The organism is Nocardiopsis dassonvillei subsp. dassonvillei DSM 43111 (assembly GCF_000092985.1).
Classification (GTDB): domain Bacteria; phylum Actinomycetota; class Actinomycetes; order Streptosporangiales; family Streptosporangiaceae; genus Nocardiopsis; species Nocardiopsis dassonvillei.
The window spans coordinates 642,872-665,143 of the sequence record NC_014210.1 but is presented as its reverse complement, the minus strand read 5'-3'; the positions used below and the strand labels follow the sequence as shown (position 1 = coordinate 665,143).

Here is a 22,272-nt window from a genome sequence, read left to right as displayed (position 1 = left end):
TGCGGAACCCGTCATGGGCCCCACACTCGCCAGAAAACCGCCGGACAATTCCTACGAAGTCGCGCGGCCCCGGGACCCGTTGCGCGTGGGCCCCCGGTCGCCGCTCCGCCATCTCGCGTCCCAACAGGGCGAACACCCGTCACACCGGTCCCGCAAGCGGCCGCGGTCGTCCACAGGCCCTACCGCTTCCCGACATGCCCGGATAAGCTGCGCTGGTCGGGACGTTGTCCGGGCGTGTTCGCGTGCTCACCACGCGCGACGCGGATCGGCCCTCCCCCCTTCCTCCGCTCCCCTCCTCCCGGGAGCACCCCCTCCCCTGATGGAAAAGGCATGGGACTGCGACGGATCCTCCCCCACACCGCCCCTCCGTCCCGGCGGCGCGCCCCGGGCAGAGGCGACGACGGACAGGCCAACGTCCTGCTCCTGTTCGGGCTCACCCTGGCCCTGCTCTCGCTGACCCTGCTGTTCGTACGGGTGGGCGCCGCCAACGACCAGCGCTCGCGGACCCAGACCGCGGCCGACGCCGCCGCGCTGGCGGCGGTGGGCGCCCTCCAGGACCGGGCAGCGCAGGACATCGTCGACGGCGCGTACCCCATGCCCTGGTTCGACGAGGAGGCCGCCGAGGCGCGCGCCGAGGAGTACGCGCGCAGCAACGGGGCGGTCCTCACCGACATCCGCGCCAGCGACAACGTCATGGGACGCAGCGGGAACATCGTGCGGGTGGAGGTGCGCGGCGCCGTGTGCCAGCGCGAACTGGAGGAGGACGGGTCCCGGCACTGGAACGACGTGGTCTGCGACGGCAGCGAGGAGGAGACCAACACCGTGGTCGGCAACGCCTCGGCCATCGCCATCGTCCGCATCCCCCATCAGTGCGGGCGCGACGGGGGCGAGCTGGTCTGCGACGGCGGCACCGTCGACGACCTCGCCTCCGCCAAACGGCTGATCGACGTGCACCTGGTCGACCAGGAGGGCCGTTACAGCTTCAACCCCAACTTCGTCGGAGGGGGCGGGCCCGCCGTGGACTGCGACTCGCTGGGGTCACTGCACCCCATCATGTGCGCGGCGCACCAGCGCCTCCAGCAGGAGTTCCCGGGCTTCTTCCTCTCCGCGGGCGGCCGGCGCAACGAACCTGGCAGCGACCACGACAGCGGCGAGGCGGTGGACTACATGATGGCGGAACTGGGCGGCGTCCCCACCCCGCAGATGCACGCCAACGCCATCACCGTGATCGACTGGGTGATCCAGAACTCCCACCAGCTCGGGGTCAAGGGCATCATCTACGAGCAGCGCATCTGGAACGCGACCGGCGGGAACCCGGACCCGGTGGGCCCCTGGGCGAGCGTGAGCCGCGCCATGGACGACAGGGGCAGCAACACCCAGAACCACATCGACCACATCCACCTGGCGGCGGGCGTCGGTTTGATGCAGTGACCGGACCCCGCGCGGGGGTCCCGGGAGTTGTCCACAGGCGGCGGAAGGGGCTTGCCGGGGCGGTGCCCGCCCCCGAACCTGGAGGGTATGACAGTCCGTGAGCACACCCTTCCCGACCGTTCCCTCCTCCTGCGCACGCTCGCGCCGATCGTCGGTCCGATCTCCCCCGACGCGGTGGTCTGCGACATCACCGCCTCCTACGTCTGGGGCGTGGACCTGCACCCGGCGGGCACCCGCGCCACACGCACCCGCCCGCACGTGGCGGTCCCCCGGGGCGTACGCACCAGCGGCATGCCGGTGGTCGCCCACCGGGAGCACGTGCCCGCCGCGGACCGCGACGTGGTGGAGGGCGTGCGCGTCACCAGCGCGGTGCGCGCGGCCGTCGACGTCGCCGCCCGCGCGCCCTCGGTCTTCATGGCCACGGCCCGCCTCGACGCCTTCCTCTCCCGGGGGCTGGTCGCCGAGGGCGACCTGCTCCGTGCCGCCCAGCGGGCCCGGTCCCAGCGGCAGCTGAGGCAGCTGCGCACCGCCCTGCGCTACTCCTCCGCGCTGAGCCAGTCGCCCGCCGAGTCGTGGACGCGTGTGCTGGTCCTGGAGGCGCTCCTGCCTCCTCCCGTCCCGCGGTGCCCGGTCCCCACCGACGAGGGCGTGTTCCACGCCGACCTCGGCTGGCCCGGCCAACGGGTGGCGCTGGAGTACGACAGCCTGGAGTTCCACTCCTCGACGGTGGCCGGGGCGAGCGACCGGGTCCGGTACGCGGCGATGCGGGCGCAGGACTGGGAGGTGGTCTCGGCGAGCGTGTACGACCTCCAGTTGCGTCCGGGACGGCTGCTGCGCCGCATCCTGCACATGCTCGTCCGCCAGGGCTGGTCGTGCCCTCCCGAGCACCTGGAGCTCATCCGCGACCGCGTGCGCGCCTACGAGAGGGAGCCGCCCCAGCTCTTCACACCCCGGCGGCCCTAGAGGGTCTCCGGGGCCGGTTCCCCCGACGGAGGCCCGCCGGGTGCCGGGGCCGCCGCACAGGACGCGCACAGCCCGGTTCTCGGCACCGCACAGGGCGCGCACAACAGAACACGTACGGCCCAGAACACGTACGGAACAGCGCACGCACAGCCCGGACCACGAACGGCACGGGGCGCGTACCAGCCCCGACGGCTCCCTCGACACGGGTCCGGACCGTGGGCAGGCACGAAGCGACAGGAGGTGGACACGTGGACCGGGGCAACACCCTGCTGGAGTACGCCGCCCTGTTGCTGGTCGTGCTGTCCCTGCTCGTCGCGGCCGCCGCGCACGGCGCGCTGGGACGGCTCCCCGCGGAGCTGCGGGGAGCCGTGCACCGGGCGCTGGGCGACGCGTCCGGTTCCCGCCCCGAGGACGGGACCGGCATCGGTGACGGCACGGCCGCAACCGGCCACGAACCCGCACCGGACGGGGACTGGAGGCTGGATTCCGCCGCCGCCGCGGAGGCGGTCCTGCGCTGCGCGCGGGCCGGAGCCCTCCCCGATCCGGTGGCCCGGACGGACTGCGCGCTGTCCCTCCTGGGCCTGCTGGACGCACGGGTGCTGGAGGCCACCGTCCTGCGGTTGGAGGGCGAGGATCTGCACGAACTCTTCCGCAGTCCGACCTTCGCCGCCTCCGCCGCGGCCCGGACCGCGGTCCGGCTGCTGTGGGAGCACGCCGCCGAGGAGACCCTGCGGCGGCTGTCGCGGACCGACACCTTCGGCTTCCTCGCACCGTTCCTGGAGTCACCCCACCGCGACTGGGTGCTCACTTTCGTGGATGTCGGAGGCGATCACATGCGTGGGACCATCGAACGGAACACTGCGTCACCGCGTCGTAGCAACCGTCACCCTCCGGTGCCAGACGAGAACGATCAGCAAACCCCCCGCGTCCCCCGGCGGTCGCGCGAAGATCCGCAGAAACGAGGCCCAGGCCGTGTCGATTCCGTCGATGCCGCACCCCTCCGACCCCGACGAGCAGCCCTCCTCCCCTGGAGGGCGGCCCAACTGGCTCGTCTCCCTCCTCATGGTGCTGGTCTGCCTGGCCGTGGTCGCCAGCGGATGGGCTGTGGCCCGGCTCGTCGTGGGCGACCCCTTCCCCCGCTGGACGTCGCGGAGGGCCCGGAGTCCCGTCCGCCGCGCAGCGGCTCCGCCCGTACCGCGGCCGACCCCGAGGACGCCGAGGCCTACCTGGAGGCCGCCGTCGAACTCGTGGAGGACTCCTCGGCCTTCCACCTCACCTTCACCGTGCACGACGGGGAGAGCGACCCGCGGGACGCACCGGATCCCGGCGCCGGATCGGCCGACGCCCTTCCCGAGCCGCCCGCGTCCCATCCCACGACCGCCGCCGACCCCATCACCTCGGGCCGCGGGCAGGCCATGTACGACGCGGGGGCCGAGCCGGAGTTCGACCACTACTTCTCCACCACGGGCGGGTTGAGCGTGTACCGCTACGACGTGGGCGGCGGCCAGCTCATGATGACCGCCGACCGGGGCCTGGAACTGCTGGACCCGCCCAGCCACGCCGACCGGTACCTGTGCTCACGCGCGTACGGGTCGGTCAAGCTGCGCGAGGTGCTCGCCACCTCCACCGACCTCGCGCTGGAGGGACGGGAGGAGGTGAGCCTGGAGTGGCCGGAGCTGCACAGCACGCACAGCGCCTACCACTACACGGGCACGTTCACGGCGATGCTGGGCGGCTACGACCCCGAGAGCGGGCGCAACACCCTCACCACCGTCAGGGACGCCGAGTTCGAGCTGTGGATCGACGAACAGGGGTACCCCCGCAGGCTGGACTACCGCACCGAGAGCGGTGTAGGGGAGAGCTACGAGTACCACTCGTTCAGCTGACCCCGGCCTCCGCCGAGACCACGTCGGGGACGCGGGCGGTGTCGTCCATCTCGTAGGCGTAGGGAGGGTCGGCCACCTCGCCGAGCAGGTCGGGCTGCGCGGAGTCCACGAGCAGGTTGTCGCGGGTGACCACGTTGCCGGGCTCCTCCTCCGAGGTGGCCACCGAGAGCCGGGTGCCCTCGAAGTAGTTGCCCTCCACCAGGACGTTGGAGTCGTCGGCCGACTCCACCCCGTACTCCTCGTTGGCCCGGAAGTAGTTGTTGAACACGTGCACGTGCTCGGCGAACCGCGCCCTGGGGTGGCGTCCCGCCGTCCCGTCGAAGTAGTTGTGGTGCACGGTGACCCGCAGCGCCCCCGGCTCCTCCTCCCCGCCGCCGACGGCGAGCGCCGACTCGGCGTCGGCGAAGTGGTTCCAGGACAGGGTGACGTGGTCGGCGCCGCCGGTCACCGAGACGAGGGGGGCGTCCCCGCCGCCGGAGAACGTGGAGCCGTCCACCCACACGTGGTGGGCGCCACCGCGCACGGACAGCGCGGTCCCGTCGGCCTCCACCCGCAGGTTGGACAGGATGACGTTGCTGGCTCCGTCGACCACCAGCCGCCCGCCGGTGAGCTCGGCGCCGCCCTCGACACCCACCAGGGTCTTGTCCGAGCCGACCTCCACCGTCCCGTCCAGGTCGATCGCTCCGGTGACCTCGACGGTGAGCGGCTCCTCGGCGGACAGGTGGTCGGCCAGCTCCCCGGCGTCGGAGGCGGTGACGGTCTCCCCCTCCGCCCCGCCGACCGCGCCGGGGTACTCCTCACCGTCGCGCTCCAGCGGCTCGCCCGCCCAGCCGACCGGCCCGCCCCGCTCCCCCTCCGGTGTCTCCGACGGAGTCTCGTCCGGGGTCTGCTCCGCCGGGGACCCGGACTCGTCGGCCTCCGTGTCCGGTTCGGCGGCGGCACCGGTCTGCGGCTGTGTCGCGGCCTCCTCCCCTTCCGGGGAACACGAGGTGAGGGCAGCGCACAGCAGCGCCGCCGCGGCCGCGGCGGCGATCGGGTGAGGTCTCATCAAGGGCTTTCCAACGCAGCGGGACAGGGGGTGTGGGGGCTGGGGCGCTGCCGGGCGGCGGCGTGGACCCGTGGCGGTACCGCACGGCCACGGGGGAGCACGGGCCTCCCGGCGGACGACCCCGGTGTTCCCGATCGTCCGCCTGCCCGGGCAGGCGGGCGGGGCGGGCCGGAAACGATGCCTAGACCTTGCCACAGCCGGGTCCGCGGCCCCAACCCCAACCCCCGCCCCGGAGCGGTGCACGCGCGGTGTGTGGGGGATGACACACCGCACGGGGGCCGCGCGGCCGGGTCGGCCCCGGACGGCCTGGGAGGTGGCGCACGGCCCCGCACGGCCCTGAGCCGCGGGCGAACGGCGCTCACGACGCCGAGCCGCTCGGGAAGCGCGACGGCCCGGGCGGTACACGGCGAAGGGCGCCGGTCCCGCAGGGGGACCGGCGCCCTGGCACTCCCGCTCACGCGGCGGGCGGTGACGTCACGGGGCTACTCGGCGGCCCAGCCGATGTCCTCGTAGACGTATTCGGAGGCCAGACCGAACTCCCCCCAGTTGTGCAGGTCCTCATTCATGACGTAGAGGCCGGGACGCTCGAAGAAGGGAATGGTCGCGACCTCCTCCCACAACAGGCGGTCGATCTCGTTGGCGAGCTCGGCATAGCGGTCCGGGTCCGTCTCGGAACGCATCTCACCGAACTTCCGGTCGATCTCCTCGGTCGAGATGCGCGTGAGGTTGTTACCCCACTCCCCGTCCTGGTCCGGCATACCGTAGTTCTCCTGGGCGTCACCCGCGTAGGGGTGGGAACCGGCGAGAACGTACGTGGCGACCTCGTAGTTTCCGGGGATGACGTACTCGGAGAACAGGGCGTTGTTCGGCACCTGTTGGACCTTGACCTCGACACCGATCTCAGCGAGCATGTCGCGGCCGATCTCAGCCTCGTCCTGGGCGATGGCCATGTCGTCCGAGGCCACCCAGTCCAAGGACAGCGTCTCGCCCTCGGCGTTCGTGCGGAACTCGGCGCCTTCCTCCAGGATCCACCCCGCCTCGTCGAGCAGCTCGCCCGCGCGCTCGGGGTCGTACTCCCCGTATCCCTCGCTGTTGTCCTGGTAGCCGTTCTGGCTGGAGCGGAGCAGGCGGTTGGTCTCACCGGTGATCGGCCAGTCGACCGCGCCCAGGGCGATCTCGGCGAGGGCGTCGGTGTCCAGGCCCAGCGAGATCGCGTGACGGACGCGAACGTCCTCCAGGTTCGGGCTCGCGCCGTTGAGCGAGGCGAACCGGTAGGCGTGGTTGACGGCCCTGGTGAAGTAGGCGCCCTCGCGGTCTCTGAGCAACTCGTAGCCGGCCGCGTCGTAACCGAGGTAGAAGCCGTCGATCTCACCGTTGTTGAAGGCGCCAGCCATGGCATCGGTGCCCATGGCGTCGAAGACGATCTCGTCCAGCAGCGGCTCGGTGCCCCACCAGTCCTCGTTCCTCGTGATCGTGATGCGTTCGGTGACGTCGTCGAACTCCACGTTCCCGAAGGGCCCCGCGGTGACGGGGTAGTCCTTGACGTAGCCCTCCTTGAAGAGCTCCTCGTCCTCCATGTACTCCTTGGGGTACAGCGGGGAGAACAGGGACGGCCACTCAGCGAAGGGCGCGTCGAACCTCAGGGTGAAGGAGTACTCATCGTCTCCGGGGACGAACTCGGCGATCTGGTCGTACCCGTCGGTGCCACCGAGCTCCCAGTCGCCCTCGCGCGAACCGCTGACGGTCTCGACCTGGGCCTCGTAGTCCTCGGACGTGATGGGCTTGCCGTCGGACCACACCGCGTCGGGGTTGAGCTCGTAGAAGACCTCGATCCCGTCATCGCTGACCCCGAAGTCGAGGACGAAGTCCTCGTTGGGGGAGGGGAGCCCCTCAACGTCGTACCGGGTCGGGTTGGGCAGCACCGCGGCGGCCACGCGGCGCACGTTGGCCATGTTGCCCTGGGTGTGCCACATGTTGTGCTGCTGGTCGTAGGCGCTGATGGCCCACACGAAGCTGCCGCCCTCTCGCAACTCCTCGCGGGGCGCGGGGTTCAGGTCCTCGGCGGCGAGGGAAGCCACCTGCTCCTGGGCGTCTTCCCGGTCGTCGCCTCCGCCGCAGGCGCTGGCCACGAGAACCAGCGCCGCGACCGGGGCGAGGTAGCGCACCTTCCCGATTCGCATGGGGATTTCCTCTCTGGGGTGATGCGGCCAGCGCACGGTGTGGCGCTGGCCGTGACGAGCCGGTCGTCGGGGGTCGGACGACCTCCTAGCGCTCCGCGAAGTGGCAGGCTGCCGCCTGGTCACCGTCGTTCACGGCGAGGACCTGGGGCTCGACGGTCCTGCACTGCTCCCGGTCGGCCTCGGGGAGCAGGGCGAACTTCTGGCACCTGGTCCGGAACCGGCATCCCGAGGGGGGGTTGGCGGGGCTGGGCAGGTCGCCGTCCAGGACGATGTGCGTGCGCGCGCGCTCCTTCTCCGGGTCGGGGATCGGGATGGCGGACAGCAGCGCCTGGGTGTAGGGGTGGGAGGGTCTGGAGTAGACCGAGCGGGTGTCGCCGATCTCCACGATCCGGCCCAGGTACATGACCGCGACGCGGTCGGCGATGTGCCGGACCACGGACAGGTCGTGCGCCACGAACAGGTAGGACAGGCCCAGCCGGGCCTGGAGCTCCTGGAGGAGGTTGACCACGCCCGCCTGGATGGACACGTCCAGGGCCGAGACCGGCTCGTCCAGCACCAGCAGCCGGGGCTCCAGGGCCAGGGCCCGGGCGATGCCGATGCGCTGGCGCTGGCCGCCGGAAAACTCGGCGGGGAAGCGGGTGACGTGCTCGGTGTTGAGGCCCACCAGGTCGATCAGCTCGTACACCCGGCGGGTGACCTCGTCCACGCTCCTGCCGTGGGTGCGCAGGGGCTCGGCGATGATGTCGAACACCGTCATGCGCGGGTCGAGCGAGCTCATCGGGTCCTGGAAGACGATCTGCATGTCCCGGCGCAGCGCGAACCGGTCGGCCCGGCCCAGGGTGGCGACGTCGCGGCCCATGACGGAGATGGAGCCGCGCTGGGGCCTGGCCAGGTCCATGATCTCCATGAGGGTGGAGGACTTGCCGCAGCCGGACTCGCCGACCAGGGCGAGGGTCTCCCCCTCGCGGATGTCGAAGTCGATGCCGTCGACCGCGTACACCGAGCCGACCCGGCGTTTGAACACCGCGCCCTTGGTGAGCGGGTGGTGCTTGACCAGGTCCCGCACCCGCAGCATCTCCGCGCGGTCCGCGCGGTCCACCGCGGAGGCCGGGGAGTCGGGGATCTCCGGCACCGGGTAGATGTCCTGGGCGGTCCACCCCCGGTCGGTGATCTCCCCGGAGCGGACGCACGCCACCCGCTGGGCGTCGGCCTCCCCCGCGTCGGGTCGCGCCGCGGCCCCGCCCGCACGGATCCGCCCGCCCGAGGGCTGGGCGCCGATCGTGAGGAGTTCGGGCTCGGCCGCGTCGCACTCGGGCCGGGCCAGGGGGCAGCGCGGCGCGAAGGGGCATCCGGGCGGCAGGTCCGACAGCGACGGCGGGGTGCCCTTGATGGGGACGAGGGCGCCCTGGTGCTCCAGGTCCATGCGGGGGACGGCGCCGAGCAGGCCCATGGTGTAGGGCATCCTGCTGCGGTAGTAGATGTCGTCCACGCGGCCGGTCTCCACCGGGCGGCCCGCGTACATGACCAGGACCCGGTCGACGAAACCGGCGACGACGCCGAGGTCGTGGGTGATCATCACGATGGCCGCGCCGGTCTCCTCGCGGGCGGTGCGCAGCAGGTCGAGGATCTGCGCCTGGATGGTGACGTCCAGGGCCGTGGTGGGCTCGTCGCAGATGATGACGTCGGGGTCGTTGGCCATCGCCATGGCGATCATGACGCGCTGGCGCATGCCGCCGGAGAACTCGTGCGGGAAGGAGCGGTAGCGCTGCTCGGCGTTGGGGATGCCGACGAGTTCGAGCAGCTCCACCGCGCGGGCGCGGGCCCTGGCCTTGGGGGTGGAGGGGTCGTGGACCAGGACGGCCTCGGCGAGCTGGTCGCCGACCGTGTACACGGGGGTGAGCCCGGACAGCGGGTCCTGGAAGACCATGGAGATGACCTTGCCGCGCTTGCGGGCCATGGCGCGGTCGTCCAGGCCCAGGATCTCCTCGCCGTGCAGGCGCACGGAGCCGGTGATCCGGGCGTGGTCGGGCAGCAGCCCCATGGCGGCCATCGAGGAGACGGACTTGCCGGAGCCGGACTCGCCCACGATGCCCAGGACCTCGCCGCGGCGGACGGAGTAGCTGACTCCGCGCACGGCGCGCACGTCGGGGTTGCCGTTGAGTCCGCCGAAGGTGACGGTGAGGTCGGTGACCTCCAGGACCGGGGTGTCGCCGAGGGGCGCCGCGCTGGCGGCTTCGGTGGTCGCGACGGTGTCGGTGCTCATATGTGTGCCTCCCCCTAGGACCGGCGCGACTTGGACTGCGGGTCGAGGGCGTCGCGCAGCCCGTCCCCGATCATGTTGACGGCGAGCACCATCAGCACCAACAGGACCGTGGGGAACGCGAACATCCACGGAGCGGTGGTGGAGAAGGACGACCCTTCGGCGATGACCATGCCGAGGCTGATGTCGGGCGACTGCACGCCCAGGCCGAAGTAGCTCAGGGCGGTCTCGCCGATGATGGCGGTGCTGACCGTGATCGTGGCGTCCGCGATGAGCAGGGACGACATGTTGGGCAGGATGTGGCGCAGGATGATCTTGTACGGGGGCACTCCCATGAACCGCGCCGCGTGGATGTACTCGCGTTCGCGCAGGGAGATGCTCAGACCACGGACCATTTTGGAGGTGACCATCCAGCTGAACGCCGCCAGGAGGATGACCAGGACGAACCAGCCGCCTTGGCCGACGAAGTGCCTGGACAGGATCGCCAGGATGACGAAGTTGGGCAGAACCAGGGCCAGGTCGGCGACCCACATCAGGGCGCGGTCCGTCACACCGCCGAAGTAACCGGCGAATGCGCCGACGAGGGCGGCCATACACGTGGAGGCCACGGCGACCAGCAGTCCGATGAGAAGCGACTTCTGCAGGCCGGCGGTGGCCTGGGTGAAGATGTCCTGGCCGGTGCGGTTGGTCCCCATCCAGTGTTCGGCGGAAGGCGCCTCGAGTGTGGCCCCGAAGTCACGCTGACCCACCTCCCAGCCGCTGATGTGAGGGCCGACGAAGGCGAAGACCGCCAGCAGCACGAGCATGACGAAACCGACGATGACCCGCCGGGTACCCATGAGCTGGCGTACAACGTCCTTGAACCGGTTGGGCGCCGGGGGCATGGTCGGCGCCTTGCCGTGCCCCGTGCTCTTCTCGATCGTGCTCATGGCGTGGTCTCCAGCCGAACTGGCGCGGTCGTGCGCGGTGGAACGTTGCGGGCGGTGGCGAGGGACACGGTCACACCCGCACCCTCGGGTCCAGCCAGGCGTAGAGGATGTCCGAGAGGAAGGAGGCGGCCATGATCGTGATCGCCATGAACCAGGAGACGGCCGCGACCACGTGGACGTCGTGGCGGAAGATGGAGTCGATCAGCCACGCGCCCATGCCGTGCCAGCCGTAGATCTTCTCGGTGAAGGTGGCCCCTGACACGAGGGCGCCGAAGGTGAAGGTGAAGTAGGTGATGGTGGGGATCAGCGCGGTGCGCAGTGCGTGTTTGAACAGCGCCTTCCGGCGTGTGAGCCCTTTGGCCATGGCGGTGCGCACGAAGTCGGCGTTGAGCACGTCCAGCATCATGTTGCGCTGGTAGCGCGCGAACGAGGCGAAGAGCGCGACGGCCAGCACGATCGTGGGCAGGATCGCGTGGTGGACGCGGTTGAGCAGCAGCTCCCACCACGTTCCGTCGAAGCCCGCCGCGTACTCACCGGAGTAGCGCAGCAGCTGGAAACCCAGTCCGTCGTTGATCGTGACGGCGAGCACCTGGACCACGATCGCGATGACGACCGTGGGCACCGACAGCACGAAGAAGGAGGCCGCCGTGGCCGCCTTGTCGAAGCGCCGGTACTGGCGCACGGCGGCGTAGGCGCCCACCGCGATGCCGATCACGCTGCCGAGGACGGTGGCGACGGTGATCAGGCGCAGGGTCACGCCCGCCTTCATCCACATCTGGTCGGTGACGTCGCCGCCCTGGATGGTCTTGCCGAAGTCGCCCTGGACCACACCGCCGAGCCAGGTGACGTACCGCTCGGCGAGCGGCGCCTGGTCGTTGAGGTTGAGCGCGTCCAGTTGGGCGTTGACCGCCTCCGGCGTCGGCGGCGGCTGCATCTGCTCGAAGTAGCCGCGCGGATAGAGGTTCGTCGCGGCGAGCAGGTAGGCGAAACTCGTCGCGAGAAAGATCAGCACGACGTAGTTCAGCAGCCGCCTGGCCAGGAACTTGCCCAAAACCATCTCCGAACCTCACAGCCGAGCCCGGCACTCGTCCTGTTGTGCGCGGTCGTTACTGGGGGCGCCCGTGGCCGGGGGTCCGAAGCACCAGGAGGACGATGCCATCGGTGGATGGCGTCGTTAAGCCTTCGCGATCCCACGGCCACCGGCGGGGGTTGCTCCCGGTGACTGCCGAAACACACTTGCGCCCGGTTCACGTTCCGTGACCGGAATGTCAAGAGTCTGCGATGAGCTAGACACTCGACGGTAAACACTGCATCAAGAAAAGACAACAGTGCCCAATTGAGCACCCGATTGCAGTCGATTTGTCAAGTTTCACACGTGCTGCAATGAAATAACTCTGTACAGTAATCGACAACTGGCGCGAGCTGGGGAAACACACCCCGCAAGCCCCGTGGGCACGCCTCCGGCGGCCTGACATTCGGACATACGACCCCAGAAGCGTCGCTCAACGGTAATCTAGCGCAGCATGGTCGAAACCCCCCTCCCCCGGGCCCAGGTACCACCACAGGACGGTTTCACGAAAGGCGCGGAAGTGCTCGGAGAACACCCGTGGTCCGCCCGGAAGGGTCGCCCCTCCCCGCCCCGGAGGTGTTAAGCCCGGCTCACGGCCGCCGTTGACCCGTCCTTGGGTCCCCGTGCACGACGCGTCCCGCCGGAGCGCTCCCGCGGTGCCGTGCCGGTCGCGGCCGGGGGCACGAGCCGGGGCACCAGGGGCGCGGGCGAACCCGACCGCGCGATCCCCCACCAGGTGCCCAGGGAGCGCGCCGCGTCGCCCGCCATCCCCAGGGCCGTCCAGGTCACCGGACCGGCCAGTGCGGCGCCCCTGCCCCGGTGCCAGGCCGCCACGTGCGGCACGACCAGGGCCGCTCCCGCGGCCAGGGCGGCGACGCGGCCCGCGCGTCCGCCGGCACCGCCTCGCCGCGCTGACCGGCCTCGACCCGCGAGCGGGTCCGAGGCGGCCGGAGCGGGCACGCCCGGTGCCCCGCGGCCGCGCCGTCCGAGCACCGCCGCGCCCACCGCCGCCGCGGCCAGCGGCCACCAGGCCGTGCGGACCGCGCGCGTGCCCGTGCGCACGGTGTGCGCGAGGTCCAGCCCGGCCAGTCGCGCCGCCTCGGGCAGCGGGGTGCCCGCTCCCACCACGAGGGAGCCCGTCACCGCCGCGCCGCCCAGCGCACCGGCCGCCAGGGCGGCGCCGGGCCGTCCCGCGAACAACAGCGCGAGTCCGACCGCGCCCGGCCAGGACAGCGCGGGCCCGGCGGCGTGCGCGCCGCGGCGGCGGGCCAGGGGACCGGCGACCGCCCCGGAGGTGAAGCAGGCGCGCAGGTACGCGCCCAGGTCGGTGGTCGGCGGTGCCCACACCCTGGAACGGGGCTCGTAGCGCACCGACCAGCCCTGTTCGGCGAGCCGCCACAACAGGTCGAGCCCGGCGGCGGCGCCGAGGCCGGGGTCGAGGTCGGCGGCACCGCGGCGCAGCACCAGGACGGGGACCGGCCGCAGAGGGTCGGTGTGCTCGTTGGCCGGTCCCGGGCGCTCCTGCCAGGGCAGAGCGTGCCCCCAGGGCAGGACGGGGGCGGGGTCGGCGCCCCGGTCCGCGCCCGTTCGGCGGGCGGCGACGGAGGCCACGGTCATCCGCGTGTGGCCCAGGCAGGCGGAGCGGTCGGTCAGGACCCGGGGCACCACGGCCGCCACGTCCGGGTCGGCGAAGTGTCCGAGCGCGGTCTCCAGCCACCCCGGAGCGGGACGGGTGCCCGCCTCGACCAGGGCCACGAACTCGGCGGAGCACGCGCGCAGCGCCGCCGCCCCGGCCCCGGCTCCCCCGGTCGGCCCGAGGACGACGCGGACGCCCCGGCGGCGGGCCGCCCGGGCTTCGGGCCCGGTGGCGCCCACGACGACGGTCCGCGTCCCGTGGCCGTGCTCGTCGAGGTGGTCCAGGGTGGCGTGCAGAGCGGCGGAGTCGGCCCGTCCGACGACGGCCACCTCGGCCGTGTCCCCCGGGGTGAGGGGCAGGGGGCGGGGGTGGGCGAGGCCCGCCCTGATGAGGTCGCGTGCGAACAGGCCCTCGTCCGCGTCCCGCGGCACCGCCCGGCTCAGCCAGCGGATCAGCGCGCTGACCCGCTCCGGGCCGAGGCGCACCGCCCGCGGCGGGCTACCGCCGAGGAGGACGTGCCCCTCGTCGGCCAGGCGCGCCGCGCGGTCGATCTCGATGCCGAGACCGGGAGGCAGGGGCGCGCGGGAGGGCATGTCCACACCCTGACCGGTCGAACACGAGCGCGCAAGACCGTGGGAGGCACAAAGTTTCCGAGAGCTTGACCCAATCGTTATCCATGCTCACAGGCCCCACCAGTTCCGAAACACGGCCCATATCCGTCCCCGGCCGCTCCCGCGATCCGACCGAACAGCCCCTTTTTCCTGCTCAGCCGGGGTTATCCTGGCCAAGCCAGGTCAGCTGGGTTTCCGGGGAGGCACGGAGCGTATGCTAAGCGCGAATACGCCCTTCAGTGTCGTAGGGCACATCCGCCACCCGACATGACCCATCGTCCCGGCCCGCTCCCAGGCCCCACCACCGCCTCGGAGGAAGTCTCGCGGCTTCCCTCCTCCCTCCTGTCGCCGCCCTTGCGCGTGACGCGTGGCACACCGACGCACCCCTCCCTGTCCCAGGGGGTCCGGGCCCGTGTGACCACCCCGCGCCGTGACCCGTTCCGCGGGCACGGACGCCTTCGAGGGCCCGGCACTTCCGTTGCCATGCCCGCCGCGAACACACGTCCTCGGGGAGTGAACCCTCATGTGTGACACCGCAGCACCCCACAGTCCCCCCGTCGCGCTTCACACGCACGACCCCACCCCCGGGTCCGCCTCCCCCCAGCCGGACGCACTCCAGGTCCCGGTGTCTTCGTCCCGTCCCTTTCAACGTCCGGCGAGTTCCATGGAAGAGCGCACCCCGTACAGCACAGAGACCGCCTCCAGACCGGCGCGGCGGCGCTTCCCCGGCCTGCCGAGCCAGATCGCCTACGCGAGGAGGTTCGTCGCCCGGCAGCTGGTCGCCTCACCGGAGCTGACCACGGCGACGCTGCTCACCAGCGAGTTGGCCACCAACGCCATCACGCACAGCGCCTCGGGCCGGGCCACCGGCAAGTTCGAGGTCTGTGTCCACCTGGCGCCCGGATGGGCGCGGGTGGAGGTGCGGGACCTGGGCAACGTGGCCGAGACGCCCGAGCCCCAGCACCGGGACCCCTACGACACCACCGAGCACGGTCGGGGCCTGGACCTGGTCGAGGCGCTCTCCAGCAAGTGGGGCACCGAGCCCCGCGGTGACGGGATGGGGCGCAAGGTCTGGTTCGAGCTGGTGTGGGACCGCGACCGCGACACCTCGGCGGAGGACGCCGACGAAGCCGTCCTCTCCGACTGACCCGGTACGCGGGTCACCGCCCGCGCCGTGGGCGGGCCCACTCCCCCGGACACGGAGCGAAGCGGAGCGGAGCCCCTGAGCACGGGCCGCTCGGAGCCGCGCCGGTACGCCGCCGCGTCCGGGAGAGCGCGCCTACTCCTCGGCGCCGGCCCTCGGGGGCGCCGCCGCACCGCCGTCCTGGCCGGGCGCGGGCAGTCGGTAGCGCTCGTAGAGTTCGCGCGCGTAGTCCTTGGCCTCCTGCGACGGTTCCTCGCCCAGCTCGTCGCGGACCAGGTCGTCGAGGCTCTTGTTCGTTTCGTCCATGTGACGCAGCCTGCCTGGAGTGCGCGGATAGCACAAATCGCCGCTCCGGTGACGCAGCGCCAAGGGCCCGAACGCCCCAACTGTAGGGGTTTGCGGAGCGAAACCCAACCCGAGCCGCGCATAACGCCCGAAGAGGGCCCCGTCGGCTCCCCCGCGGTCCCCTGCCGCCTCCGGTCGTTTCGCGACCCCCGCGATGGCGGGGTGATGGCAGAATCCCCGGGGGTTGAGGATCCGGCTTCGACCCCGCGCAGCGCCACCGGGGGTCACCGGCTTCCTCACCCCGTGGAAGGGCCCGACGACCCATGGTGTACTGACGACATGACCGAGGATGTCGACAGCCTGATCGAAGACCTGGAACTGTGGCGGACCCGCGAAGGCCGGCCCAGCCACCGGGACATGGCGATCGCCGAACTCCAGCGGAGAAGCCCGCACGTCGTTCCCGCGCTCATCGAGCGGTTGCAGGCGCTGCTCGCGTCCTCGCGCCGCCCCCGTGACCACCACGGTGTTCCCGACCGCGCGAGGTATGACCGGGAGTCCCTCGATCTGCGCCAGGGGCTGCTCCAAGCTCTGGCGCGGATCGGCGACGAACGCGCCACCGCCGTGCTCATCGCCGCGCTGGACGACGACGCCTGCGTCCCCTACGCCGCGGCCGCTCTGCGTCAGACGCCCGACGACCAGGCGGTGGAGCCCCTGCTGGACGCCCTGGCCCGCATGCTGCCCAACGGGACGATGGTCGACGACCTCATCGACACGCTCATGGTCCACGGCGTCTCACCCGAACACGCCCAAGCGCGCTGGCGCACCGAGCCCAGCCCGCGGGGGCGCGCCAACCTGATGAGGCTGCTGGCCGGGCACGGCGACGTCCCGGTGCCGGTTCTCCTCGAAGCCGCCCGGGACCCGTTCCACGAGGTGCGGTGGGCCTCGATCGAGGGCGTGCTCCGTGTGTGGCGGGCCGACGGCCACGATCCCGACCCGGCCTGGACCGAGATACTGCTCTTTCTGGCGGTCGACGGGGAGAAGTCCGTCGGCTGGCGGGCCGTCGACGCCCTGGAGCAGATGGAGCGGGGCCAGCGGGCGGAACCCGACACGTACCCCGACCTCGCCACCCGCGTTCTCACCCCCCCGCTTCTGGCCTCGGTGATCGGGCTGGCTCTTCGCTCGCCGGGGGTGTTCGGCGGACAGCTGGACGCGCGGCTGGCGAATCTGGTCTCGGCCCGCCCCGACGGCCTCCAGGCCGTCCGGGGGCTGATCGGGCTCCGTCCGCCGACCGACGTCCTCCGGGCGGCCCTGGACATGCTGCCGCCGTTGGGCGCCGACACGCGCAACCCGGGGCGGGCGATGCGCATGCTCCACAGGCTGCTGTCCCATCCCGACAGCGGCGTCCGCGAGGACGCGGCATCGGCGCTGCGCCGCGGGGACCTGCTGTTCCCCTTGCTGGTCAGCGGTGACAAGGACACCCGCGAGACAGCCAGGAGCGCTTATGCGCAGATCACCACCGACGGCTACGCCGACCGCCTGGACCGCTACGTCTCGGCGCTGCCGCTGCGCACCCGCATGAGGTACCGGGGCGTCCGCCGCTGAGGGGCGCCGCGCCCGATGATGAGCAGCAGGACGATGCGCTGCTCCCGCTTCCCACCCCGGGCCCGCGAAGGGTGGTCCCCCGCCGTCCGGAGGAGGGGCCCCGCGGCCCCCTCCGGAAGACCTCAGGAGCGGTCCGGTCCGGCCGCGCCGACCTCCTCGCGCAGCTGTTCCAGCACTCCCGACAGCAGCCGGGACACGTGCATCTGGGAGTACCCCAACCGGTCCGCGATCTCGGACTGGGTGTGGTCCCCGAAGAACCGCAGCCGCAGGATCTCCCGCTCGCGGGCGGGCAGGCGCGCCAGCGCGGGCTTGAGCGACTCGCGCTCCACCACCCGGTCCAGCGCCGCGTCCTCACAGCCCAGGTGGTCCTCCAGGCGCGTGCCCTCCTGCCCCTCGGAATCGGAGGAGTCGGGCGCGTCCAGGGACAGCGACCGGTAGGACTCCGAGACCTGTGTCAGCTCGCTGACCTCGGCCTCGGGCAGCCCCATATCGTGGGCCAGCTCCGCGATCGTGGGCGTGCGCGCGTGCCGCTGCTGGAACTCGCTCGTGACCCGGCGCAGCTTCACCCGGTTCTCCTGGTGGCGGCGCGGCACCCGCACCGCCCAGGTGTGGTCGCGGAAGTGCCGCTTGATCTCCCCCGTCACCGTGGGCAGCAGGTAGGAGATGAAGGGCTTGCCGCGGGCCGGGTCGTAACCGCGCACGGCCTTGGCCAGCCCCACCATCGCGGTCTGCTTCAGGTCCTCCAGCGGCTCGCCGCGCCCCCCGTAGCGGCGCGCGATCTTGTTGATCAACGGCTGGTAGAGGACCATGACCCGTTCACGCAGCCCGTTGGCCTGCGGGTCCCCCTCCCCCAGCCTCACGAGTACGGATAGCAGCTCCTCCGCCGTGGCGTCCTCGCCGGGCATCGGCCTGCGCGGCCTGGGGATGACGGTCGTGTGGTCTGCGGCGGCCTGGGACTTCGGTGCGGTGTTCTCGGACAAGAGAGGACCCCCGGTGCTCTGTCCTTCTGTGCTTGTGTCGCCTGTCAGCACCTGCGGCGCGGCCCTCGCTCCTGACGCGCTGTCGGGAGCTCTCGTCGGGCGGGGTACGGTCGCCGTGCGGGGAGTACGTTCCCTCAGAAACGCCTTCAAAAGCGACGGGGCGAAAAAGTTGTCGCGCGACAAATATCTTTCGATCCCCGTGTGGTCACTCTCCGCACACGGAGGCGGGCGCTGCACTCCGCCCTTCCACACCCGCAGACCCACGGGACACGGCGACCGCACCCTTCCCGCCCGGCGGGCCGGGCGCGGATAGCACGCCACTACCGCCAAGTCGTCCCATGAAACACTTTTGCCGAATTTTTCATGATCGAACTCAAGTTCACACCGCCGTAGCCGGTCGACACTCCGCCGGAGCGAGGCCGACCCGCCCGGGCAACGGCGAGGGGCGCCCCGCGCCGTGCGCGGAGCGCCCCCGAACCGGGAACGGCCTGGGATCAGCCGACCGGCTCCTTGGTGCGCTCGGTCCCGGCGACCGCGGCCTTACGCTCCCTGCGCAGCTCGCGGCGCGCCTGCCTGCGGGCCGCGCCGCGCTGCCTGCCCCACTCCACCAACTGGTAGAGGACGGGGACCAGGATCAGCGTGAGCACGGTGGAGGACAGCAGACCGCCGATCACCACGATCGCCAGCGGCGCGGAGATGAACGCCCCGCCGCCGGTGATGCCCAGGGCCATCGGGGTCAGCGCCGCGACGGTCGCGAGCGCCGTCATCAGGATGGGCCGCAGACGGTGCCGGGCACCCTCCACGATCGCCTCCCTGAGCGGCATCCCGTTGTTCTGGTTCTGGTTGATCAGGTCCATCAGGACGATGGCGTTGGTGATCACCACACCGATGAGCATCAGCATGCCGACCATGCCCGCCACACCCAGCGGGGTGCCGGTGACCAGCAGCAGCCCCAGCGAACCGGTGATCGCGAACGGCACCGAGATCAGGAGCATCAGCGGCTGGAGCAGGCTCTTGAAGGTCGCCACCATGATCAGGTAGCAGATGACGATCGCGGCGACCATCGCCAGCATCAGCTGCGCGAAGCCCTCGCTCTGGTCCTGGCTGACGCCGCCCAGGGTCGCGGTGGCGCCCTCGGGCAGGTCCATGGTGTCCAGGGCCTGCGTGATCTCGGCGCTGACCGCGCCCAGGTCGGAACCGGTGGCGCTCGCCGACACGGTGGCGCTGGTGATGCCGTCGATCCGTGTGAGCTCCGGCGGCTGCTGCACCTCCGCCACCTCGGCGACGTCGGACAGCGGGACCGCCTGGCCGCTCGGGCCCGTGACGGGCAGGTCCTCCAGCTCGGCCACGGTCTGGGGCGCCTCGTCGACGCGGACCACCATGTCGCGGCGCGTGTCGTCGAGGGTGACGCTTCCGACGTTCTGTCCGTTGAAGGCGGCGGTGACCTGCTGGCCGATCATGGCCTCGGTCATGCCCCGCTCGGCGGCCTCCTCGCCGTCGACGCGGACCTCCAGGGCGGGCTGGGACTCGGAGATGCTGTTGGCGACGTCGTCGGCGCCGTCGATGCCGCGCAGCTCCTCCTCGACCATCCCGGCCGCCTCGACCAGGGTGTCCTGGTCGTCGGCGCTGACCCGCACCTCGATGCCCGAACCGCCCATGGCGGCCATGGCGCTCAGGCGCGGCTCGTACTCGGTGTCCAGGTCCTCCAGGGCCGTGCGCAGCACCTCGCGGTTGCGGGCCTGGTCGGTGTCGGGGTCCGCGGTGATGCTGTAGTCCACCTGGGCAGCACCGCCGCCGCCAAACATGGCGGCCATACCGCCGCCGCCGACGTTGGTCTGGTAGGACTCCACCCAGGCGTAGCCGGCGAGGAGGTCCTCGACCTTGGCCGCCTCCTCGTCGGCGACCTCCAGGGACGTGCCCGGGGGCAGCTCCTGGACGACCTGGTAGGTGTTCTCCTCGGACTGGCCCATCCAGTCGGTCTCGATGCCGCCGGCCATGAAGACCGTGCCGACGAAGATCGCGACGCTGGCGAGGAGCGTGGTGATCGTGGCGGTCCTGCGCTTGGTGGTGATCCAGCGGATGATCGGCAGGTAGGCACGCTGGAGCGGGCTGCGCATCTCCCGCTCGTACTCCTCGCGCTCGATCTCCTCCTGGGTGGCGTCCCCGATCTCCTTGGGGCGCATGAACCAGTAGCACAGCACCGGGATGAGGGTGATGGAGACGATCAGGGAGGCGGCCAGGGCCAGGCTGGCGGTGACCGCGAACGGCAGGAACAGCTCGCCGACCTGGCCGCCGACGAAGGCCAGCGGCAGGAACACGGCGATGGTCGCGAGCGTGGAGGAGACCACGGCGGCGGCGACCTCGCGCACGCCCTGCTTGACCGCGGCCATCCGCTCCTTGCCGTAGTCCAGGTGCCTGCGGATGTTCTCCAGGACCACGATGGAGTCGTCCACCACGCGTCCGATGGAGATGGTGATGGCGGCGAGGGTGAGCATGTTCAGCGAGAAGTCGAACGCCTGCATGCCCAGGAACCCGATCAGCACCGAGACCGGGATCGACACCGCGATCACCAGGGTGGAGCGGATCGAGAACAGGAAGACCAGGATGACGATCACGGCGGCGAGCAGGCCCATGCCGCCCTCTTCGAGCATCGCGATGATGGACTCGTTGATGTAGGGGGCCTGGTCGAAGACCACGCTGATGTCGATGTCCTCGCCCAGGACGTCGGCCTGCTCGTCCAGGACCGCCTGGACTCCCTCGGAGACCTCGACGGTGTTGCCGTCGGGGGTCTTCATGACCATGACGCCGATACTCGGGTCGCCGTTGACGCGCGCCAGACTGGCGGCCTCGTCCTGGACGAGTTCGACGTCGGCGACCTCGGAGAGCCGGACCGGGTCGGCAGGAGCGGCCGGGGGCGCGCCGGGCGCCGCGGCGGACATGTCCGCGCCCGCGGCGGCGGGCTGGAGCCAGACCTCCTCGACCTGCTCGATCGAGGTGAACTGGTCACCGGTGGTCACGCTCAGGCTGCGGCCGTCGGACTCGACGTCCCCGCCCGGCTGGAGCAGGCCGCTGGACTGCAGGGCGTCCACGAGGCTCTGCGGGGACAGGCCGTTGGCGGCGAGTTCGTCCTCGTCCGGCGTGACGACCACGTCGGACTCCACCGCGCCGGTGATCGTCGCCGAGCGCACGCCCTCGACGGACTCCAGCTCGGGGATGAGGTGGGTCTCCAGCGGGTCGACCATGGCCTGGTCGTCGCCGTCCCCGGCGCCCGCCGCGAGCATCACGACCGGCATCATGTCCGTGCTGAAGGACATGACGCTGGTGTCGACGCCCTCGGGGAGCATACCCGCGACCTGGTCGACGGCGATCTGGGTCTGGCGGACGAGGTCGTCCTGGTCCTGGCCGTAGTCGAACTCGACCGTGACCTGGGAGGAGCCGGTGCTGGAGGTCGAGGTGACCGTGGTGACGCCCGGGACGCTCTGGACGGCCTGTTCCAGCGGCTCGGTGACCTGGCTCTCCACCACCTGGGGGGCGGCCCCCTGGTAGGTGCCGGAGACCATCACCATCGGCAGGGACATGTCGGGGAAGAGCTCGCGTTTGGCCGACGCCGCTGCGAGGACTCCGAAGAAGAGGACTGCCAGGGTGATGAGCAGGACCAGTGCCCGGTTGCCGAGCGACATGACCGCGGCGCGGTTCATACCTGGGTCCCTTCCACGCTGGTGGCAGCGGTCCCCGTCCGGGGGAGACCCGCGGCGCGGGCCCTTGCGGCCGATCTGGACATGAGAGGTTCTCGCTCCTAGTTCACTGCGGACACGGGGCGGGCCGTGATGTGTGGGTCGTCGAGCGCGTGTACGCGCCGGGGCAGCACACGGTCGTCCGCCGGTGCTGGGACCGGGATCGAAGGTGTGGTGACAGGGGTGCCGGTGTCTGGCTGCCGGGTGCGGGACGGCCGTGTCGGCCGCCTCTCCCGGGCCTCGTGCACCTGCCGGGCGCACTACTCACCATACGTCGCGTTATATCGGGACTTGGGGCTTCCCCCGCACGATTCAGGGAAGTCTCAGGGAAGCGTCAGCCTTCTGTCAGGGTCCGTTTCTGACCAAAGTAGGTGTCCTCATCCGTAAGTCGGAGTCGGATGGGATGAAATGCGGCTTCCTGTGGCCGCACAGGGGGCGCGCCCTGTAACGGACATCACGGTGGCAACTTCCGGCCAACCGGAAAACGGACCCGGACACGCGGAACGCGGAGACA

Annotated in this window: 14 protein-coding genes; 5 read left to right on the top strand and 9 right to left on the bottom strand. The window is 71.4% G+C overall.

Annotation, left to right across the window (positions count from 1 at the left end):
* Positions 1-330 precede the first annotated feature (330 nt).
* From NDAS_RS02720 to NDAS_RS29130, 3 genes are all read left to right on the top strand, one after another.
* On the top strand, positions 331-1,431 hold the full coding sequence (locus tag NDAS_RS02720; RefSeq protein ID WP_013151594.1) for a pilus assembly protein TadG-related protein: 1,101 nt from the start codon (positions 331-333) through the stop codon (positions 1,429-1,431).
* 87 nt (positions 1,432-1,518) lie between these two features.
* Positions 1,519-2,394, top strand: a complete 876-nt coding sequence (locus NDAS_RS02715) for a hypothetical protein (protein ID WP_041552266.1) — start codon at positions 1,519-1,521, stop codon at positions 2,392-2,394.
* 248 nt (positions 2,395-2,642) lie between these two features.
* Positions 2,643-4,280, top strand: a complete 1,638-nt coding sequence (locus tag NDAS_RS29130; RefSeq protein ID WP_013151592.1) for a hypothetical protein — start codon at positions 2,643-2,645, stop codon at positions 4,278-4,280.
* Here NDAS_RS29130 and NDAS_RS02705 read toward each other — a convergent pair.
* The 6 genes from NDAS_RS02705 to NDAS_RS02680 all read right to left on the bottom strand — a co-directional run bounded on the left by NDAS_RS02705 (position 4,273) and on the right by NDAS_RS02680 (position 13,995).
* The gene (locus NDAS_RS02705; protein WP_013151591.1) at positions 4,273-5,328 is read right to left on the bottom strand and encodes a pectate lyase family protein; all 1,056 of its coding nucleotides are present in this window, start codon (positions 5,326-5,328) and stop codon (positions 4,273-4,275) included. The genes NDAS_RS29130 and NDAS_RS02705 overlap by 8 nt on opposite strands.
* A 482-nt stretch (positions 5,329-5,810) precedes the next feature.
* Positions 5,811-7,508: an ABC transporter family substrate-binding protein gene (locus NDAS_RS02700; protein ID WP_013151590.1), complete on the bottom strand. Its 1,698-nt coding sequence runs from the start codon at positions 7,506-7,508 to the stop codon at positions 5,811-5,813.
* Between the two features lie 85 nt (positions 7,509-7,593).
* A complete protein-coding gene (locus tag NDAS_RS02695) occupies positions 7,594-9,771 on the bottom strand; it encodes an ABC transporter ATP-binding protein (RefSeq protein WP_013151589.1) in 2,178 nt (725 codons plus the stop codon).
* A gap of 14 nt (positions 9,772-9,785) precedes the next feature.
* Positions 9,786-10,697 (bottom strand): ABC transporter permease, encoded by a 912-nt coding sequence (locus NDAS_RS02690; RefSeq protein WP_013151588.1) that lies wholly within the window; start codon positions 10,695-10,697, stop codon positions 9,786-9,788.
* A 70-nt stretch (positions 10,698-10,767) separates the two neighbouring features.
* A complete protein-coding gene (locus tag NDAS_RS02685; protein WP_041552264.1) occupies positions 10,768-11,748 on the bottom strand; it encodes an ABC transporter permease in 981 nt (326 codons plus the stop codon).
* Between the two features lie 597 nt (positions 11,749-12,345).
* Entirely contained in the window at positions 12,346-13,995 is a 1,650-nt protein-coding gene (locus NDAS_RS02680) for a glycosyltransferase (RefSeq protein WP_013151586.1), read from the bottom strand.
* Between the two features lie 682 nt (positions 13,996-14,677).
* Here NDAS_RS02680 and NDAS_RS02675 point away from each other — a divergent pair.
* On the top strand, positions 14,678-15,160 hold the full coding sequence (locus NDAS_RS02675; RefSeq protein WP_071621452.1) for an ATP-binding protein: 483 nt from the start codon (positions 14,678-14,680) through the stop codon (positions 15,158-15,160).
* A gap of 132 nt (positions 15,161-15,292) precedes the next feature.
* Here the strand turns inward: NDAS_RS02675 and NDAS_RS28815 are convergent, their stop codons facing one another.
* Positions 15,293-15,463, bottom strand: a complete 171-nt coding sequence (locus NDAS_RS28815; protein WP_013151584.1) for a hypothetical protein — start codon at positions 15,461-15,463, stop codon at positions 15,293-15,295.
* Between the two features lie 318 nt (positions 15,464-15,781).
* Between NDAS_RS28815 and NDAS_RS02670 the strand changes: the two genes are divergently transcribed.
* Entirely contained in the window at positions 15,782-17,044 is a 1,263-nt protein-coding gene (locus NDAS_RS02670; protein WP_013151583.1) for a HEAT repeat domain-containing protein, read from the top strand.
* A gap of 122 nt (positions 17,045-17,166) precedes the next feature.
* Here the strand turns inward: NDAS_RS02670 and NDAS_RS02665 are convergent, their stop codons facing one another.
* Both NDAS_RS02665 and NDAS_RS02660 read right to left on the bottom strand, forming a co-directional pair.
* On the bottom strand, positions 17,167-18,024 hold the full coding sequence (locus NDAS_RS02665; RefSeq protein ID WP_013151582.1) for a SigB/SigF/SigG family RNA polymerase sigma factor: 858 nt from the start codon (positions 18,022-18,024) through the stop codon (positions 17,167-17,169).
* A gap of 494 nt (positions 18,025-18,518) precedes the next feature.
* Positions 18,519-21,722 carry an efflux RND transporter permease subunit gene (locus NDAS_RS02660; RefSeq protein ID WP_013151581.1) on the bottom strand — a complete coding sequence of 1,068 codons (3,204 nt, stop codon included), beginning with the start codon at positions 21,720-21,722 and terminating at the stop codon, positions 18,519-18,521.
* Between the last annotated feature and the right edge of the window lie 550 nt (positions 21,723-22,272).

Excerpts from the sequence above, each read along its gene's own strand:
- NDAS_RS02705 (WP_013151591.1), bottom strand. The coding sequence starts at position 5,328 with ATGAGACCTCACCCGATCGCCGCCGCGGCCGCGGCGGCGCTGCTGTGC.
- NDAS_RS02660 (WP_013151581.1), bottom strand. The coding sequence starts at position 21,722 with ATGAACCGCGCCGCGGTCATGTCGCTCGGCAACCGGGCACTGGTCCTG.
- NDAS_RS02680 (WP_013151586.1), bottom strand. The coding sequence starts at position 13,995 with ATGCCCTCCCGCGCGCCCCTGCCTCCCGGTCTCGGCATCGAGATCGAC.
- NDAS_RS02675 (WP_071621452.1), top strand. The coding sequence starts at position 14,678 with ATGGAAGAGCGCACCCCGTACAGCACAGAGACCGCCTCCAGACCGGCG.
- NDAS_RS02700 (WP_013151590.1), bottom strand. The coding sequence starts at position 7,508 with ATGCGAATCGGGAAGGTGCGCTACCTCGCCCCGGTCGCGGCGCTGGTT.
- NDAS_RS28815 (WP_013151584.1), bottom strand. The coding sequence starts at position 15,463 with ATGGACGAAACGAACAAGAGCCTCGACGACCTGGTCCGCGACGAGCTG.
- NDAS_RS02690 (WP_013151588.1), bottom strand. The coding sequence starts at position 10,697 with ATGAGCACGATCGAGAAGAGCACGGGGCACGGCAAGGCGCCGACCATG.
- NDAS_RS02720 (WP_013151594.1), top strand. The coding sequence starts at position 331 with ATGGGACTGCGACGGATCCTCCCCCACACCGCCCCTCCGTCCCGGCGG.
- NDAS_RS02670 (WP_013151583.1), top strand. The coding sequence starts at position 15,782 with ATGACCGAGGATGTCGACAGCCTGATCGAAGACCTGGAACTGTGGCGG.
- NDAS_RS02695 (WP_013151589.1), bottom strand. The coding sequence starts at position 9,771 with ATGAGCACCGACACCGTCGCGACCACCGAAGCCGCCAGCGCGGCGCCC.
- NDAS_RS02715 (WP_041552266.1), top strand. The coding sequence starts at position 1,519 with ATGACAGTCCGTGAGCACACCCTTCCCGACCGTTCCCTCCTCCTGCGC.